The organism is Proteiniphilum saccharofermentans (assembly GCF_900095135.1).
Classification (GTDB): domain Bacteria; phylum Bacteroidota; class Bacteroidia; order Bacteroidales; family Dysgonomonadaceae; genus Proteiniphilum; species Proteiniphilum saccharofermentans.
The window spans coordinates 2,109,646-2,126,522 of the sequence record NZ_LT605205.1; the positions used below are offsets into that span (position 1 = coordinate 2,109,646).

The following is a 16,877-nucleotide window of genomic DNA, read 5'->3' on the forward strand; positions in this document are numbered from 1 at the left end:
CCGCTATTACCAAATAACTACGGAATAACTATCTCATAGTATCTTGTGTCTTGGCTCTCGGGGTCAAAAGTCTTTATTCTTAATTCTAATCTTTCCTGCACAGCAATAAGAAAAGAGCGAATACATTCATAATTTCCAGACGTCCCAGTAACATATTCGCTGAAAGTATGTATTTGGCCGCATTGGGTAGCTGGCCGTAATTGCCGAGTGAACTCACATCTCCGAAACCGGGGCCTACGTTTCCGATGGTGGCAATGGAAGCCGACAAAGAAGTTGTTCCATCTATTCCCATGGTTGTAAGCAGGAGGGTTGTAGTCATCATTGTGATAAGATAAGCAACGATAAAGATCATAACCTGTAACTCAAGGTTGTGATCGATGATTTTTTTATCCATTTTCACGACATACATTCCTTCGGGATGAATGATCGATTTAAATTGCTTTTTTACAGATGCGAAGAAGAGATAGATCCGGTCGAATTTAATACCGCCGGCTGTAGAGCCAACCATCCCACACTGTATGGAATAATACAGAAGCAGGATAATAGAAAACAAGGGCCACTTCGCCGTATCTACAGTAGCAAGACCGGTAGTGCTTACCAGTGAAATCACCTGAAAAGACGCATACCGAAGGGATTCCCCCAGTCCATATACTTTTTCCTGTGCCAGTTGAAAAGTTATCAGAATAATCCCGATGAATGTGACAACCATATACATGCGTGCGGGACGGGAAGTGAAAATATTTGTCTTCTGGTTCGTCATGGTGCCATAAACCAGACCGAAATGCATACTGCTGATCAACATAAAAAACATGATGACCAGTTCTATCCAGATATTGTCATAAGCGGCAATACTCAGGTTTTTCGTGGAAAAACCTGCTGTCGCAACCGTGGAAAATGAATGACAAATGGCATCGAAAAAAGTCATGCCGAGCAGTTTCAACAGGATTGTCTCCACTACGATTAACGTGAAATAGACTGTGGCTATCATACGGATGATATACCGGGAGCGGGCCCGAAAATTCATTTTCGACAGATCCGATACTTCCGAACGATAAAAACTGGCTTGTACCCCTTTCTTTTCCGGTAGGATCAGCAGTACAAAAAGAATAATACCTACACCCCCGATAAATGTAGTGGAAGAACGCCAGAATAACAATCCTTTCGGAAGCGCCTCTACATCACTCAAAATGCTTGCCCCGGTTGTAGTATAGCCTGAGACGCTCTCGAAAAGCGCATTCACCAAGCTAAATTCTCCTCCCCAGATATAATAGGGGATCATACCGACGATACAGGTAATGATCCAACCCATCACACTGATCGCCAATCCCTCGTGAAAAGATATCTCTTCTGTCTTTTCGACAAAAATTTGCGGGAAAGCTCCCAGCGCTGCGGTTAACAGGGCACTGAAAAGGAGTGCACTCACTGAGTCCTCATCATTGGCAAAGGAGATCATTGCCGAAATGGACAGGAATAATGCATTGAACAGTAGTATATAACCCAGATATTTGATAATTACTCTTGTTCGTATCATTGACCTAATGCTTATATTGAGTTTTTAGTCCGCCGCAGCCTGTATATTAACTGGTTGATTTCTTCTTCCAGTTCCTTAAATTCATCTTTGGATACTATTCCGGTGGACAATCGACCTTTTTCCGGATAGTATTCCTTTATACTGTTGATCAGTTGTCTGACGGGCCGGATAAAATAAGTACCGATAAAAAAGTAAAGCAATAGTGCGAAGATGATGGCAGCCGCGATAGAGACGATGGCAGGCATCATGGCCCGGCGCGATTGCTCTTTCACGATCCCTGCCTGCCGGTACATCTGATCTTGATTCAGTACCATCAGTCTGTTAATGGCCTCTTTTGTTTTGAGGAAAAGCGAATCAGTTCCGCTATAGTATATCAGTTTAGACTCTTCGGCATTATGTCCGCTTTCCAATATTGTCATTACGGAAGAATAGTATTGTTCATACTCATCCATAATTGCCCTTACGTACTGTGCTTCGTTGGTTTCGGTGATATTCTCTTCTATATCCACGATTGCTTTCCTGATTATTGAGTCGGAACTCAAAACGGTTTCGATTCCCGAATCTTTATTTCCTATCAGCCATAGCAATATACCCCTATCTTCTCTTTCTACAGCATCGAGCATCTTCTTCGCTGATTCAATAGATTGGTAATTATTTTTCAGCACCGTATCTACTGAGTTTCCTATTTTTCTGAAATCCAGAACAGACATAACGCCGGCAGCCATCAACATAAGAATCAGGAGGGAAAGGCTGAGCACAATCTTTATTTTGAGTGATTTTATCATCTTGATTTCATTTATAATGAGAGATAATTTACCGGTTGGCAAAGTTACGTGTTTTCAGGTTTGTTTATTTCATTTGAATAGGGTTTTTACAAAAAAAGAGAGACTGCCTCACTGAAGTTAATCTTCATTCTGAGACAGCCTCTTTGTCTTATAAACCTTGTAAGGGGTAATTAGAACTATTCTTTCAGTACTTGGATTTTATCTGACGATTGACATAAATTCCTGGTTAGTGCGATATTTCGCGAATTCCAGATCGTTCAGAGCCTTGGTGGCGATACTTCTGTCCCGGCCGATGGCAGTACGCAGATTGGATGCCACTTCGTTGAAGTTATTGGTTCTGGAGGCGATCACAGCAAGTAGGTAAGCCGTTATTGCATCGGGATTTTCCACTGCTTCAAGAGTTTGTTTTGCCCTATTATAGTCTCTTACTAATAATTGCGCCAAGCCTGCATTGTTGCTTTTGCTTTGTCCATAAGCACCCACAGCCTGGTTATAATTACCCTGAAACAGGTTGAGAAGACCCATGGCTTCATCAAGTCCGGCAGCACCGGCAGACCGTCCCAACAGTTCGTTGGCGGAGTTCAGGTCATTGTCCATTATAGCAAACAGGGCTTTGTTCATATTTACTTCTGGAGCAGAAGGATTCACCTGCGCTGCATGATCAAATGATTGTTTAGCTTTGGCATAATCCCCGCGTTTAAAGAACATGGTTCCGATATTGTTCCATCCCCTGTAATCGTTGGAGAAGTTTGCAGTTACATATTGATAAATACTCTCTTTTTGGGTCTCGTCGTTGGTGAGCGTAGAGGCGTACAATAATTCTTCAACCGACAGTTCTTTCGGATTTTGCTTCCATGCCGTCATGATTTCATCATCCGACTTACCGATGATCTCGATATTGGCGATGATACGTGAACGGCGCAGTTGAGGCAGAATGGTGCCTGCCAGTTCCTCGAACACATAAGAGATATTCTTGATTTCTCTTTCGCGGGTCTCTGAATCGGGATACATCTCCAGTACACGTAGGATCAACTCTTTGTCCTGCAGATTGGAGGCGGAAACCAACTGACGGAATCCGTCCCAGTCCTGGGCTGTGTAATGCGCATAGACATCGGTATCGATTTTCCTTCTGCTCAGTTCACTTTCCAGATATTTGGATGTATTGCGTTCACGCTCAGCGGCAAGTCTTTCGTTAAGGGAGAGACCTCCATCGGGTGATGCATAGGCAGACACCTCTACGTTTACATTCTGACGGGGATCGTTGAATGCTTCTTCCACACGACGTTTCCATTCTGCCATATCCCGTTTGTTCAACTCACTCTGGCGCAAATTGGCTTGCTGGATGACGAACATGATATTGGCTTCCTGGGCGTCCTGAATGATACGCTGAAATCCATCAGGCGCTACAGAAGGAGAGGTAGTTGCCACATCTGCAAGGGCTGAAGTTGCGATTACTCCATCAGCCACTTTCAGATCAGGTAGATTAGAGCGTTTGTTCTTAATTCTTCCGTCGAACCTGAGGTAGAGTTCTGATGACTGCATCTCGGGAGTGTAAGGGAATGAGCTGTTCATCGAGAAGTTACCACCCCTGTTTTGAGAAATGGTAATCCTGTTACCGGAGATATTCTCTCCCTGATAACTGTAAGGAGTGCCGGCAATTTCACCACTGGCATATCTCAGAATGGGGGTGATAGTCACCGTAGCATTTTTGTTAAACCATTTTTCGGGGAATGTACCGTTAATGGTCACAGGGATCTGGTTCCCTACTGTTTCAAGCGGGGAAGGTGTTACGTTGAAGTTGTTCTGCGTAAGCGGCTTTAATTTGCTGCTGCACGAAGTCGAGAAAATGGCGACTCCGACAATGAGCAGAAGGGACAAAATAGAAGATTTTCTTTTCATGTGTGAATTTATTAATTTGTTTGCATTGATCAATTTTCCAAGAGTTTGCGAAAGACAAAAATACCCAATTCTACGCAATTAAAAAACAGGTTAATCTATATTTTTGCTATTTTATCAATCTTTTATATTGGATTTATACATATATGCCCCATGGTTCTACATTATACTTTTTCAGCATATTTAAAAAGTAAAAAGCAACTCCAGGGTGAATTTATCGGAATCCATCTCATCATTTGGTGAAAAGATATCCATTCCATGATTCACCATATACCATTCATAATCGAGCCGGAGAATAGAGGAAAAACGCTCATTATTAAATCCGAAACCGATACCTGTTGTCAACCGGTTGACGTCGAAACCGCCTACTTCGGGTTGTCCGTCAATGGCATCCCATCGAACGGCTGGCCTGACAAATTCAAACATCTTTGTCCGGACGGGTATCGTATATGCACCTTGCAGATAATAAGAAAGCAAATCGGTATGAAACTCAGTTTTACTCTCTTTCTTCATGACTTCAGTCTCTACTTTCCAGTTATTTTGCTCGTAACGCAGGTCGGCACCATAGAAAAGAAAATGGGTGGTTTCATCATTAGGATAGTCATATATTTTTGCGGTCATGCGAAACCCCTGCATATTACCTAATTCTATTCTTCCTCCATAAGACATATTTTTTTTCCAGACCGGATCGTTGATCGTATTTCCATTAAATACGCCAAACTCAAACTTCGTGGGAATAGTACCGAGAAGAAAATCATATTTAGCTACAAAACCCAAATCACGGGTACTTAAAAAATATTTCCCCAGGAAAGCACGGTTGGCAAACATCATTGAACCGGGAGTGACAATATAACTATTGAATAAAGGTATACTGGTTTGTCCTAATGTGAGAGACAGGCCTTCGATAGGTTTCAGTGTCCCACTGAGGTCCAATACACTGAATTTGCCTTCGTTACTAAGCTCCACTTGTACCCTGTAGGCCGAATAAGAATTGATATTCCCTGCTACACCGATACGGGAGTTACGGACAGAGAAACGGGACATGCCAGTCTCAGAGGCATGCTCGAATTTATTTTTTAATGTTCCATCGACTTTAAAATTGGGGTATGTAGGTGTCTCGGCTTCTTGGGCGGGAAGAAAAAAAGAAGAGAATATAAATAATATCGATAATGCTATGGATAGCTTTCCATAAGATGCATCAGATGTGTTGGCACTGATTATGCCCCGATTTTTCTTTTGATGACACATTTTTTTAATATTCAGGCTTTTTTTCTTTGTTTGTAGTTGTTCCATTCTTTTTTAGTATATCCGTTTTATTATGCATCGTCTTTTTTCACAAAAAACTGTTCAAAACCTTCAGAACACTCTATACCTAATGATCCGTCGGGTTTTTCATAAATGAAATAATAGTGTAACCCGGGTATTTGTTTGGCTGTTTCAACCGATTGCTCTAAACCCATAGCCATAAAAGCGGTGGCATAAGCGTCGGCGGTCATACAATCATCGGCAATTACGGTAGCTCCCAAAATATCGAGTTGTGCGGGATATCCGGTATGTGGATCAATGGTATGGGCATATTTCTTACCTTCTTTGATATAGTAGTTGCGGTAGTTCCCCGATGTGGCGAGTGATTTATTGCAGAGTGAAAGTACTGCTTGCAGGTTGTGTAACATACCGGTGACGTCGTCGATGGGTTTATCTATCCCGATACGCCAGCAGTCTCCCTTGTCGTTCACCCCTTTGGCCGCAATCTCTCCGCCAATTTCCACCATATAATTCTCTATACCATAGCTTTCCAGCAGATCGGCAATTACATCACAGGCATATCCTTTGGCTATGGCAGAAGTGTTTATCTGCACCCGTGGGTCGGTTTTGACGATATTTCCTCCGGCATCGACCGATATTTTTTCATAGCCGACAAAATCTTTCAGGCTATCGATAATTTCCGGGGTGATGGTGTCCATATTCTGAAAACCGAAACCCCAGGCATTGATAAGCGGAGAGACGGTGATGTCGAATTTCCCGCCTGTCGTGCGTGAGATCTCTTCCGATCTCCGGAACACCTTCAGGAAGAAAGAATCGAGTTCCACCGGTTCATTTCGATTTACTTTCGTAATGATAGAGTTCTCTTTGAAAGGGTTTAACGACATATCAAACCTGTTGAGTTCCGCCACGATATCCTCCTTTAATGAGCGGTTGTAGGCATACTTGATATTATATCCGGTCGTGAATATCTCTCCCTGATCCTGATAATAAAGGTCGTTCCGTTTGCTTCCTGACGTACAGGACAGCATAAGAACTAAGAACAGTAACAGATTGTATTGATATTTCATTTGCATATATTTTTTTAACTAAAAACTAAGAACTAAAAGTTATTTACTGACTAGCAGATTAATCATCACATCGTTAAATTACCAAATCAACAAATTCTCAAAACTCTTCGTCTATTCGATAATGATTTCTTTCAGGTGCATTCCTTGATACCAGTTCACCCAGGAATCCCGCAAGGAAGAGTAGGGTACCCAGGATCATCATGGTAAGGGAAATATAGAAATAGGGTGATTCCGTAACCAACCGGTAGGGATTCCCGTGATGCATGTCATACAGTTTAATGACTCCCACAAGTATGATAGCAATCAACCCCAGCAGGAACATCAGGCTACCCCATAGTCCGAAGATATGCATCGGTTTCTTACCGAACCGGCTTAAAAACCAGAGCGTCATCAGGTCGAGATAACCATTGACAAAACGGTTCGCCCCAAATTTACTTTTCCCGTATTTCCGCGGACTGTGACGGACCACTTTCTCGCCTATACGGGTAAAACCGGCATTCTTGGCTAATACGGGGATCCAACGGTGCATATCATTATAGACCTCGATACTTTTGGCCAGCGATTTACGATAGGCTTTCAGTCCGCAGTTAAAATCGTGGAGTTTAATGCCTGAAACCTTTCTGGCGGTAGCGTTGAAGAGTTTCGAAGGTAAGTTTTTGGTCAGTTTGTCATCATATCTTTTCTTTTTCCAACCTGAAACCAGATCATATCCCTCTTCCTTGATCATCCGGTAAAGTTCCGGTATCTCGTCAGGGCTATCCTGAAGGTCGGCGTCCATAGTGATGATTACATCGCCTTGCGCTTTCTGGAAAGCACAATGCAGGGCCGGCGATTTCCCGTAATTCCGACGGAATTTAATCGCCCTTACATTTTCCGATTCGTCTTTGAGTTTTTTGATGATTTCCCAGGATCCGTCGGTACTCCCGTCATCTACAAAAATAATTTCGTATGACAGCTGGTTTTCGAGCATAATGCGCCGGATCCAATCATGCAGTTCGGTGAGTGACTCCTCCTCGTTGTAAAGTGGTATGACAACTGATATATCCATGTTTTCGTTTTATCGTACAAATATACGAGATAAAAGCGAGATTTTATACGCAAAAAAGAGACTAAAGGGACTGAAAAGATAATCATGTATATTTAATGGAATCCATAAAGAATTTCGATTGAGAGATTTAAGTCATTTTATCAGTAATGGTTGAGGTATTACACAGAAAATTCACAGTAGAAGGATGTTTTGTTAAAAATTATTTGTATCATTGCAAGATGAAATGTTCTTTCAGGTTATTACTGCATCTTGTGTATGCGTTTAATGTTTTAATATATAGAGGTTTATTGGTTTCTTACTCAAGCGTGAATAATTCAATCTGAAGTTTCTACGATATAACAGTATTTATAAAAATCAACTTTCGAATGAATAAAAAAAGAAAAATACTTTGGTTTAGTTCCTTACAATTTTCAAACGAAAAAATTAAAACCACAGGTACGTGGTTAATTGCAATGGGAGATGCTCTCGCAAAAAGTCCGGGTATTGAACTTTATAATGTAAGCTACGGAGATGTAAAATCCATTACGCAAAATAATGTCAGTAATATAAATCAATGGATTATACCAGACAAAGAAAGGGAAAAGTGCCATGAAGGTACCAGAGAGGTAATCTCATTCATTATAAGAATCAATCAGGAAATAAAGCCCGATTTAATTCAGGTTTGGGGAACAGAAAGTGGTTTAGGCTTTTCAGTAATTAAGGCAAAACTTCAGACACCAATATTATTGGATATACAGGGTTTGTTATTTACTATTCCAAAAAATTATTACGGAGGACTATCCCGTAATGATCTACTGGGATGTATTGGCCTGAAAGAAATACTTCGACCTCAAAATCATCCCTATTTTATCCGTAAAGAATTTGAAAAAAATGGAAAACATGAATGGCGCTTGATTCAACAGATGGAAAATATATCTGTGCAATCAGATTGGGTAAATTCAATTGTTCAGTACGTAAGTCCAAAAAGCAATATCTTCCACACCGGGATCATGCTAAGACGTGAATTTTACGAAACGCCTATTTGGGAATATCAAAATAATAGCCAAACGATAAACATCTTTACATCATGTTCCGGAGCTATTCCTTATAAAGGTTTACAAGTTCTTTTTGAAGCGATTGTCCTGCTTAAAAATAAGTATCCCAATATAAAACTGAATATCGGTGGAGATATTCAAATTAATAAAAAATATTATGGATTGATTCGAGATGGTTATACCAGTTGGTTGCTTAAAAAAGTGAAGAAGTTAGGTATTACAGATTCAATTTCCTGGTTAGGAAAGATGGACGTAGATGCAATGATAGCTGAAATACACAGGTCATCCCTGGTAGTAATTCCTTCTTTTGTAGAAACATATAGCCTGTTTATGGCAGAATGCATGATGGTGGGTGTGCCTATTGCCGCATCGTTTGCCGGAGCGATGCCTCAGTTGGCTGAACATAATAAGTCCGCTCTCTATTTTCCAACAGGAGACCATTGGGCATGCGCACGACAAATAGAGAAAATTATCACTGATCAGGAACTGGCTAAAAAGTTGTCTGCCGAAGCCCGAAAGACAGCATTGCAAAGAAATGACCAGACAAAAGTTCTTCAAATCCAGTTGGAAATTTATGACAGAATAATCAATGCGACATACTAAAAATGAATAATTTAAAATATAGAAGACAGTTTTTATTCACACCAATTGAGTGTAGGCAACTTGAAGCGTGGCAAATAGAAAAAGTTGACAACCATTTTATCTATGTTCATCCTGATTGTCAATTTGAAAAATCATCAGGATTTTATGATTTGTATTTAATTGGTTACATTTTAAATCCACATGCTCCCGAAGAAACGTCAAAACAGATACTTGACAATCTTTCAAACCTGAAAGACGTAAGCAGTTTTCCCAAAAAGCTATATAGTTTGGCTGGCCGATTCGTGTTAATCATTAAAACAGATAACGATTTCATCTTCTTTAATGATGCTTGTGGCTTTAGGACAGTCTGCTATACAAAAGAGAAGGATAATTTTTTTGCCGCATCCCAACCATTATTGATTAATGAAGTTATATCTCTGAAAAAAATAAAGGCCTACGAAGAATATTTTAATTCGGAGTATGTTGCAAATAACATAGAACACTATTTGCCGAGTGGTGTAACTTTGTATGAGAACGTGTTCCATCTGGTTCCAAATCATTATGTCAAGGCTTCTGAATCTGTACAAAAACGTTACTATCCGTTTCAAAAAATAAAAAGGAGAAATTATGCCGAAGGGGTGATTGCGTTTTCCACTCTTTTAAAAAAAATAATTTTGGCTGCACATAACAATCTGGATTTGACTTTTAGCTTGACGGCGGGTTGGGATACCCGGATTATTTTAAGTGGCTGTAAGGACATTGCTCGCGATATTACTTTTTATACACTGAGATACAGGGATATGGATGATAAGAATATGGATATAAGAATACCCAGGTCCCTGTCCGAATCGCTAAACTTAAATTTTGATATTTTAGATTGTCAAAAAGATATTACTCCCGAATTTGCCGAGATATATGAAGCCAATTCCTATATGGCTCATATTAATGATTGGGGTAAAATTGCTTTTGGAATATCAAAAACTTTTCCCGGAGAAAAAGTAGCTGTGAAAGGAAGTTGTTCTGAAGTCGGTCGATGTTCGTGGTACCCTGACGGAAAGCATAAAGCCCATTTGACGGATGAAGACTTATTGCAGGTAGAAAAAGGTTGGAGGGATGTAGCTATCATAAGAGAGGCAATAAGAAAATGGCATGAATTGATAAAGGGGAACAATTTTAATTACCCCTTGATGGATTTATATTATTGGGAGCATCATATGGGTGCGTGGCAGGCTCAGAGCCAGTTAGAGTGGGATATAGTACAAGAGGTCTTCACGCCGTTCAATTCAAGAGAAATGTTTGATATAATGTTTAGTATTGATCCCTTAAAAAGGAAATACGAAAATCCCGCATTGTACTTCGATACCGTGAAATACTTATGGCCTGAAGTTTTGAGTGAACCGGTCAACCCTTATCCTTTCAAACAGAGAATACGATTATTTGTCTATGATATTATGTCATACACAGGTCTTTTGAACATATATCAGGCAGTGAAAAAAAGAAAAAATTGAGGGAAAAAAATTAAATATCGGCCACATATTTATATATTTGCGACAAATATTAAAATCACAGTAAGATACAAATCCAAGATGGTACGGTCTTCGACTTGTTCGTATTGATGATTACCTCTATATTAAGAAACTCTTTAATAACCCCAAATATGGATAACTTAAAGTTTAGAAGACAGTTTTTATTTACCCCCGTTGAGTGTAAGCGGCTTGAAACGTGGCAAATAGAAAAAAATGATAAATATTTTATATACGTTCATCCGGATTGTCAATTTGAAAAATCATCAGGATTTTATGATCTGTATTTAATCGGTTACATTTTAAATCCACATGCTCCTGGGGAAACATCAAAACAAATACTTGATGATCTTTCGAATCTGAAAGATATAAATGATTTTCCAAAAAAATTATATAGTTTGACCGGTCGATTCGTGTTAATCATTAAAACAGAAGACGACTTCATCTTCTTTAATGATGCTTGTGGTTTAAGGACAGTTTACTATACAAAAGACGAGGATAATTTTTATGCAGCTTCTCAGCCATTATTAATCAATGAAGTTATACCTCTGAAAAAAACAAAGGTACATGAAGAATATTTTAATTCTGAGTATGTTGCAACTGTCAGAGAGCACTATCTGCCGAGTGGTGCAACTTTGTATGAAAACATTTTTCACCTAGTTCCAAATCATTATGTCAAGATTTCTGAATTTGAACAAAAACGTTACTATCCGTTTCAAGAATTAAAAAGAAGAGATTATTCTGAAGGAGTAATAGAGTTTTCCACTCTATTAAAAAAGATAATTTCGGCCGCAAACAACAATATGGATTTAGCCTTTAGTTTGACAGCGGGATGGGATTCCAGAATTATTTTAAGTAGCTGTAAAGATATTGTTCCCAATATTACTTTTTATACATTGAAATACAGGAATATGAATGACAAACATATGGATATAAGAATACCTATGTCCTTATCTAAATCGCTAAACTTAAATTTTAATATTTTAGATTGTCAAAAAAGTATTACCCCCGAATTTGCCGGAATATATAGAGGTAATACCGATATGGCTCACATTAATGACTGGGGTAGAATTGCTTTTGGAATGTCGAAAATTTATCCACAAGAGAAAGTAGCCGTGAAAGGTAGTTGTTCGGAAATTGGTCGATGTGCTTGCTACCCAGATGGAAAGCATAAAGCCAATTTAACTGAAAATGATTTTTTACAAATGGAAAATGGTTGGGAAGAATTAGATTTTATAAGAGAAGAAATAAGAAAATGGCGTGAATCAATAAAAGGAAATAGTTTTAATTACCTCTTGTTAGATTTGTTTTATTGGGAGCATCGTATGGGAGGTTGGCAGGCTCAGAGTCAGTTGGAATGGGATATAGTACAAGAAGTCTTCACACCGTTCAATTCAAGAGAATTGTTTGATATAATGTTGAGTATTGATCCATTAAAAAGGAAATGTGAAAAACCTTCTTTATACATAGATACAATGAAATATTTATGGAGTGAAGTTTTGAATGAACCGGTCAACCCTTATACTTTCAAACGGAAAGTTCGAATTTTTGTCTATGATATTATGTCGTACACAGGTCTCTTGAAGATACATCAGGCAGCCAAAAAAAGAAGAATGAAACAAAGTGAAAAGTTGTTTGTAACGGGAAACTAACGGTAAGAAAAACAAAAGGACGTAAACGCCCAGTTAGATATAGAAAGCTTAATAAGGATTTCAAAAATGAGATAGTGAGGAAAAGTGTGGAATTATTCTTCATGATACAAAAAATGTAAATTTATTTAACTAGCTTTTAATCAATGATATATAGGAAGTGTGTTTAATTTTTAATATTTTTAATATTTTTTTCTTGGTTAACTTGTGTTTAAATATCGACCATATGTTATATATTTGCGACAAATATTAAAATCACAGCAAAATGCGAACCCAAGAAATTGAGGTCGGAATTGGTAATGAATACCAATTGAACGGCAAGATTGTACTTGATATCAATCAGATTCCCAGTCCCACTGCCATCTATATTCCTCTCAAGGAGGAAGTCATATTAAACAAGCGTGCTTATGAAACGTTGGGAATGCAAGATGGAGCAATTTTCGACCTGACGACATGGAGGAAGATCAATCCCTATTTAGGAGACTGTTACCAAAAACTTAAGGATGACATTGTGAATGATCAGAAAGTGCATATAATTCTTCTGAATGGCAAGCACGAAATAATGAATTATTCTTTAAGTTGCATACACAATCCTTTGTTAGGAAAAGTGTATATTATTTACTTCTCAAAGGCATCGGAGAAATATTCGGTAGCTTCTATCTCATCACTCTATTCGGTAAAAGAGGAGATTGCAAAATTGAAACCCTATTTGAACAGAACAGGAAAGACCATGCACGAGAGTTTGATGAAGAAATATTTTAGGGAGGAGAACCAGCAACTGACCTTGGATGATCTGGTCTATTATGAAAGGGAATTACGTATTATCCAGAAAGCATATCCCTCACTGTCCCACCGAGAAGTGATCCTTTGCGGATTACTTGTAAACGATATGGACAGCAAGGATATTGCTTCAATTACCAACAGAACCCTGGATGCGGTGTTCGTGACGATACATCGTATTAACAGGAAACTGGATATACTTAACAAAAAACAATTAATAGATACGCTCAAAGAGTTGGTGAACAAGCACGATGAGGATCAGCCTGCCAACACCGCAGTTTCTGTATTGCAGGGATATAATCTTATTCGCTAATTCGATGTCCTTTTAACTGGAAAGTGTTCTTGTAAGGAGTTTCATCGTCCTCGAACTGTATCTCGAAGTAAATACTATCTGAATTAATTATCTTTCCATTCGAAATTTTGATTCCGATAGCTTCCTCACTTACTTCGCAATTAGATAGTTCTGTTTGGAAAGTACCATTCTTTTCATCGACAAATGCTTTGGTTTGGAATTTCCAGAATTCTATCTCCGTATCCTGAATAGTGATCGAATCACTTTTAGTTGAAGGATCTTTCAGCGTGATCACCTTGAATGGTCCCGATACAAATGTGGAATCATTGTAGGCTGTTACTTCCCATTGCCCGGTGATGTTGACCAGCTTGGATGCATCACCTGTTGCACCATTATCCGCTTCTTTTTCACAAGAAGCAATGATTCCCAATGTGAGGAATCCCAGTAAATATATTATTTTCTTCATACGATTGTTTTATGATTAGATGTATAGAAACTCACCCGAGTTATCCTTTTATACGTGATTGATAATAAGTTCGTTCTTCTATACGATTAGTGTAATGAATAATTGTATTAAGCCGAGAGGAAAGAAAGATGCATGTTCGTCGTTATATGCCTCAGGCTTTCAGATATTGCAATGATGTAATTTCTGAATCAGGGAACATAGAGCGTTTTTAGGTGTGCCTTATCCCCGTTCTTTACCAGGATAGTGTAATTACCTGGGGCGGGTCTGTTAGGCAGCACAGTATGGAAACGCTTTAGTGGTTTGCGATAGATGACCTGTAATTTGTTGTTGGCTCCAATAATTTCGGCTGTTGGTGAAATCAAAGTTCCCACAACGTTCACACAAACCCGGTTGTATCTGTCCAGATAAATCCGGATGGAAGGGTCATTCTTTATATTGGGGAGAGAAGTGTCCGGATTGTTAGTTTCTTGATCATTATTTCCGGGATTCTCGGGGTTAGGGGTCGGAGCAGGGTTTTCTTCCGGTTCATCCTCAGGGAGGGGAGTCGTTCCTTCTCCGGGATTAGATGGTGGAGCAGGTGAAGTTGACCCAGCCCTTCCGATAATTTTAGTCGGAAGGATAGATGCAGTTAGATTCTTATCATATTTGTTAGTTTCTATACCTGCAACCGGTTTCATATTGTCACCTATCCACCAGGATTGTCCGCTTACTCCGTTGCTGTTCGTATAATTAACGATGTTATTTTCCATCCTGATAGTATGAGATTTGCCAAATTCGTTCTCATAATAATTTGTGGCGTAAAGAGCCACATTGGTAAAGTATTGTTTTTTGGCATATATCTTGTTATTTCTCACAGTCATATTATGGCCTCCTGCAATTCCAATACCGTATTGTCCGGGATCGACAAGGATATTGTCTTCCGCAATTTGATAAGAACCACCTATATCTCCTAACAGAATGCCTCCACCGTTTGGTGATGGACCACCGCCTCTGATCCAATTTCCTTTCACAATGATGGGGCTTTGTAGTGTTCCATTGGATTGATTCACGTTGATTATATCACCAGGAGAACTATCTCCAAAAATGTTTTCGATAGCATTGTAACTGATACTGTTTCCACTTCCGGTTACCTTATCAAACAATGCAGCGAAGCCATTAATGGTATTATCTGATAATGCTAAAAGGCCACCGAGATTAAAAACGTCATTGTAGTCAAATTTTACAGTTTCTGATCTATGTGCTCTCAGTGCCGTACGTACATTATCGAAAGAGTTATCTATGATTGTGATGTTTTTACAATCAGTAAGATAAATACCGATGTTGTTTGAAGAGAGAAACTTGTTGTTTCTTATGATTACATTTTCACAAGCATATAGAGAAATAATATCTCCTTGGGTACCTGAAAACTCTAATCCTTCAATTACAAAATTGGATTGACGTGTATGTTGAATCACGCCAGATTTCTTGTATGATCCGGTATATCTGGATCCTTGACCGTAAGATAAGTGTATTGGGAGGCATAATAATGTCAATCCCATGATGATAATGTAGTTGTTTCGTTTCATCTTTTTTTCTTTCTTAGATAGTGTGTTTGAAATTTAAGCCCGATTGAATTCGTATTATTTTCAACTAAAAACACAATAACGATTTCCCTTATACAAAGAGTGAACATGCCTGATTTTCCTAAGAGTGACTTCTACCGAAAGTAATCGGTTCAATGTAGCTTGTTGTTTGATTGCGGTGCAAATATAAGTGCTTTTTTTTTATCATCATGTTAAAAGACAAGACGATAGATGTGAAAAATATTCAAATTAATAAGAATTAGAACCCATTAACGGAAAAATTTCACTATTTAGAACAAGTGTGAAAAATGAAAATGTTTAAAATAAATGCTACAGCCGTTTATATAAAAAAGTGTCGTTATTTTGTAATGTTATGTAAGCTTTTTTTTATAGAAATGATCTATTCCCTACTTATATTTGCAGCACTTAACTAATTTAGTTAAGAATATAGAGGTCGACAAAATTAAAATTTTGTCATTGTATAGAAATTAAAAATCACAGTTACTGGTTGTTGTATGTTTGTTGTCCGTATTTTGTTGTAACATGGCGATATTGTGCAATTACCCCAAAAGAAAATTCAAAAAATGAAAAAGACTATTTATCTGCTGGCCTTTGCTTGCATGGTGGCTTCCTGTGTACAAGTAAAAGATATTGCCTACCTTCAGCAATCCGGTCAAGGGCAGACCATCCTCAACAGTGAAAAATATGATGCCCAAATCAAACCCCGAGACATTCTTTCAATTGCAGTAGTGAGCAGTGAGCCCGCAGCTGCGAGTAGATTCAATCTCGTTGCACCACAAATTGATGGGACGATGAGTTCTATCGTTTCCACGCCCGTATTACAAAATTACCTGGTGGACAGTGAAGGACAAATCAATTTTCCTTCTCTGGGAAAGCTAAAGGTTGCCGGATTAACTACCAGGCAGTTGGAAGAGCATATCGGCAAGCAATTGGAACCATTTTTCTCGGAAGAGATGCCGGTGATAACTGCCAGAATTATGAATTACAGCGTGAATATACTGGGAGAAGTACAGAGGCCCGGGAAATTTGAAACCTCTAACGGCCGGATAACCATTTTTGAAGGGTTGGCCATGGCAGGAGATATGACCATATATGGCAAACGGAACAATGTGAAAGTCCTGCGCGAAAATGAAGATGGGGAAAAAGTAATTTATACATTGAATCTTAACGATAAGAATGTATTTGATTCTCCGGCATTTTTCCTGGAACAAAATGATGTGGTTTATGTGGAACCCAATCAGACAAGAGCTAATTCATCCAGATTTGGGGAAGCGGATAATTTCCGGAACTCCACTATATCAGTATTGGTTTCGTTAGCCACATTGGGAGTCACCATTTATACTTTGACACGCCGATAAATATCTCAAAAAGGAAA

General features: G+C 38.8%; 13 protein-coding genes. 5 read left to right on the plus strand and 8 right to left on the minus strand.

Annotated features, from left to right (window positions below):
• Positions 1-85 precede the first annotated feature (85 nt).
• The 6 genes from PSM36_RS08250 to PSM36_RS08275 form a co-directional block, all read right to left on the minus strand.
• Positions 86-1,531, minus strand: coding sequence for a TrkH family potassium uptake protein (locus PSM36_RS08250; RefSeq protein WP_076930510.1), 1,446 nt, complete (start codon positions 1,529-1,531; stop codon positions 86-88).
• A gap of 11 nt (positions 1,532-1,542) precedes the next feature.
• Positions 1,543-2,316, minus strand: a complete 774-nt coding sequence (locus PSM36_RS08255) for an MCP four helix bundle domain-containing protein (protein ID WP_154670987.1) — start codon at positions 2,314-2,316, stop codon at positions 1,543-1,545.
• Between the two features lie 198 nt (positions 2,317-2,514).
• Positions 2,515-4,215 carry a tetratricopeptide repeat protein gene (locus PSM36_RS08260; RefSeq protein WP_076930512.1) on the minus strand — a complete coding sequence of 567 codons (1,701 nt, stop codon included), beginning with the start codon at positions 4,213-4,215 and terminating at the stop codon, positions 2,515-2,517.
• A gap of 180 nt (positions 4,216-4,395) precedes the next feature.
• On the minus strand, positions 4,396-5,505 hold the full coding sequence (locus PSM36_RS08265; protein ID WP_076930513.1) for a hypothetical protein: 1,110 nt from the start codon (positions 5,503-5,505) through the stop codon (positions 4,396-4,398).
• A gap of 23 nt (positions 5,506-5,528) precedes the next feature.
• Positions 5,529-6,551: an FAD:protein FMN transferase gene (locus PSM36_RS08270; protein WP_076930514.1), complete on the minus strand. Its 1,023-nt coding sequence runs from the start codon at positions 6,549-6,551 to the stop codon at positions 5,529-5,531.
• Positions 6,552-6,642: 91 nt separating this feature from the next.
• Positions 6,643-7,593 (minus strand): glycosyltransferase family 2 protein, encoded by a 951-nt coding sequence (locus tag PSM36_RS08275; protein WP_076930515.1) that lies wholly within the window; start codon positions 7,591-7,593, stop codon positions 6,643-6,645.
• 365 nt (positions 7,594-7,958) lie between these two features.
• Between PSM36_RS08275 and PSM36_RS08280 the strand changes: the two genes are divergently transcribed.
• The 4 genes from PSM36_RS08280 to PSM36_RS08295 all read left to right on the plus strand — a co-directional run bounded on the left by PSM36_RS08280 (position 7,959) and on the right by PSM36_RS08295 (position 13,474).
• The gene (locus tag PSM36_RS08280; RefSeq protein ID WP_076930516.1) at positions 7,959-9,230 is read left to right on the plus strand and encodes a glycosyltransferase family 4 protein; all 1,272 of its coding nucleotides are present in this window, start codon (positions 7,959-7,961) and stop codon (positions 9,228-9,230) included.
• A gap of 2 nt (positions 9,231-9,232) precedes the next feature.
• A complete protein-coding gene (locus tag PSM36_RS08285; protein WP_076930517.1) occupies positions 9,233-10,717 on the plus strand; it encodes a hypothetical protein in 1,485 nt (494 codons plus the stop codon).
• A gap of 149 nt (positions 10,718-10,866) precedes the next feature.
• A complete protein-coding gene (locus PSM36_RS08290; protein WP_076930518.1) occupies positions 10,867-12,384 on the plus strand; it encodes a hypothetical protein in 1,518 nt (505 codons plus the stop codon).
• 262 nt (positions 12,385-12,646) lie between these two features.
• The gene (locus PSM36_RS08295; RefSeq protein ID WP_076930519.1) at positions 12,647-13,474 is read left to right on the plus strand and encodes a helix-turn-helix transcriptional regulator; all 828 of its coding nucleotides are present in this window, start codon (positions 12,647-12,649) and stop codon (positions 13,472-13,474) included.
• Here PSM36_RS08295 and PSM36_RS08300 read toward each other — a convergent pair.
• Together PSM36_RS08300 and PSM36_RS08305 are read right to left on the minus strand one after the other, a co-directional pair.
• A complete protein-coding gene (locus tag PSM36_RS08300; RefSeq protein ID WP_076930520.1) occupies positions 13,464-13,919 on the minus strand; it encodes a lipid-binding protein in 456 nt (151 codons plus the stop codon). The two genes, PSM36_RS08295 and PSM36_RS08300, sit on opposite strands and share 11 nt — an antisense overlap.
• Positions 13,920-14,107: 188 nt before the next feature.
• Complete coding sequence (locus PSM36_RS08305) at positions 14,108-15,484, minus strand: right-handed parallel beta-helix repeat-containing protein (protein ID WP_076930521.1); 1,377 nt, start codon at positions 15,482-15,484, stop codon at positions 14,108-14,110.
• Positions 15,485-16,065: 581 nt separating this feature from the next.
• Here PSM36_RS08305 and PSM36_RS08310 point away from each other — a divergent pair.
• Positions 16,066-16,860, plus strand: a complete 795-nt coding sequence (locus tag PSM36_RS08310) for a polysaccharide biosynthesis/export family protein (RefSeq protein ID WP_076930522.1) — start codon at positions 16,066-16,068, stop codon at positions 16,858-16,860.
• The last annotated feature ends 17 nt before the right edge of the window (positions 16,861-16,877 follow it).

Bases quoted from the DNA above. Each gene is read 5' to 3' on its own strand.
- PSM36_RS08250 (WP_076930510.1), bottom strand. From the start codon at position 1,531: ATGATACGAACAAGAGTAATTATCAAATATCTGGGTTATATACTACTG.
- PSM36_RS08255 (WP_154670987.1), bottom strand. From the start codon at position 2,316: ATGATAAAATCACTCAAAATAAAGATTGTGCTCAGCCTTTCCCTCCTG.
- PSM36_RS08260 (WP_076930512.1), bottom strand. From the start codon at position 4,215: ATGAAAAGAAAATCTTCTATTTTGTCCCTTCTGCTCATTGTCGGAGTC.
- PSM36_RS08265 (WP_076930513.1), bottom strand. From the start codon at position 5,505: ATGGAACAACTACAAACAAAGAAAAAAAGCCTGAATATTAAAAAAATG.
- PSM36_RS08270 (WP_076930514.1), bottom strand. From the start codon at position 6,551: ATGCAAATGAAATATCAATACAATCTGTTACTGTTCTTAGTTCTTATG.
- PSM36_RS08275 (WP_076930515.1), bottom strand. From the start codon at position 7,593: ATGGATATATCAGTTGTCATACCACTTTACAACGAGGAGGAGTCACTC.
- PSM36_RS08280 (WP_076930516.1), top strand. From the start codon at position 7,959: ATGAATAAAAAAAGAAAAATACTTTGGTTTAGTTCCTTACAATTTTCA.
- PSM36_RS08285 (WP_076930517.1), top strand. From the start codon at position 9,233: ATGAATAATTTAAAATATAGAAGACAGTTTTTATTCACACCAATTGAG.
- PSM36_RS08290 (WP_076930518.1), top strand. From the start codon at position 10,867: ATGGATAACTTAAAGTTTAGAAGACAGTTTTTATTTACCCCCGTTGAG.
- PSM36_RS08295 (WP_076930519.1), top strand. From the start codon at position 12,647: ATGCGAACCCAAGAAATTGAGGTCGGAATTGGTAATGAATACCAATTG.
- PSM36_RS08300 (WP_076930520.1), bottom strand. From the start codon at position 13,919: ATGAAGAAAATAATATATTTACTGGGATTCCTCACATTGGGAATCATT.
- PSM36_RS08305 (WP_076930521.1), bottom strand. From the start codon at position 15,484: ATGAAACGAAACAACTACATTATCATCATGGGATTGACATTATTATGC.
- PSM36_RS08310 (WP_076930522.1), top strand. From the start codon at position 16,066: ATGAAAAAGACTATTTATCTGCTGGCCTTTGCTTGCATGGTGGCTTCC.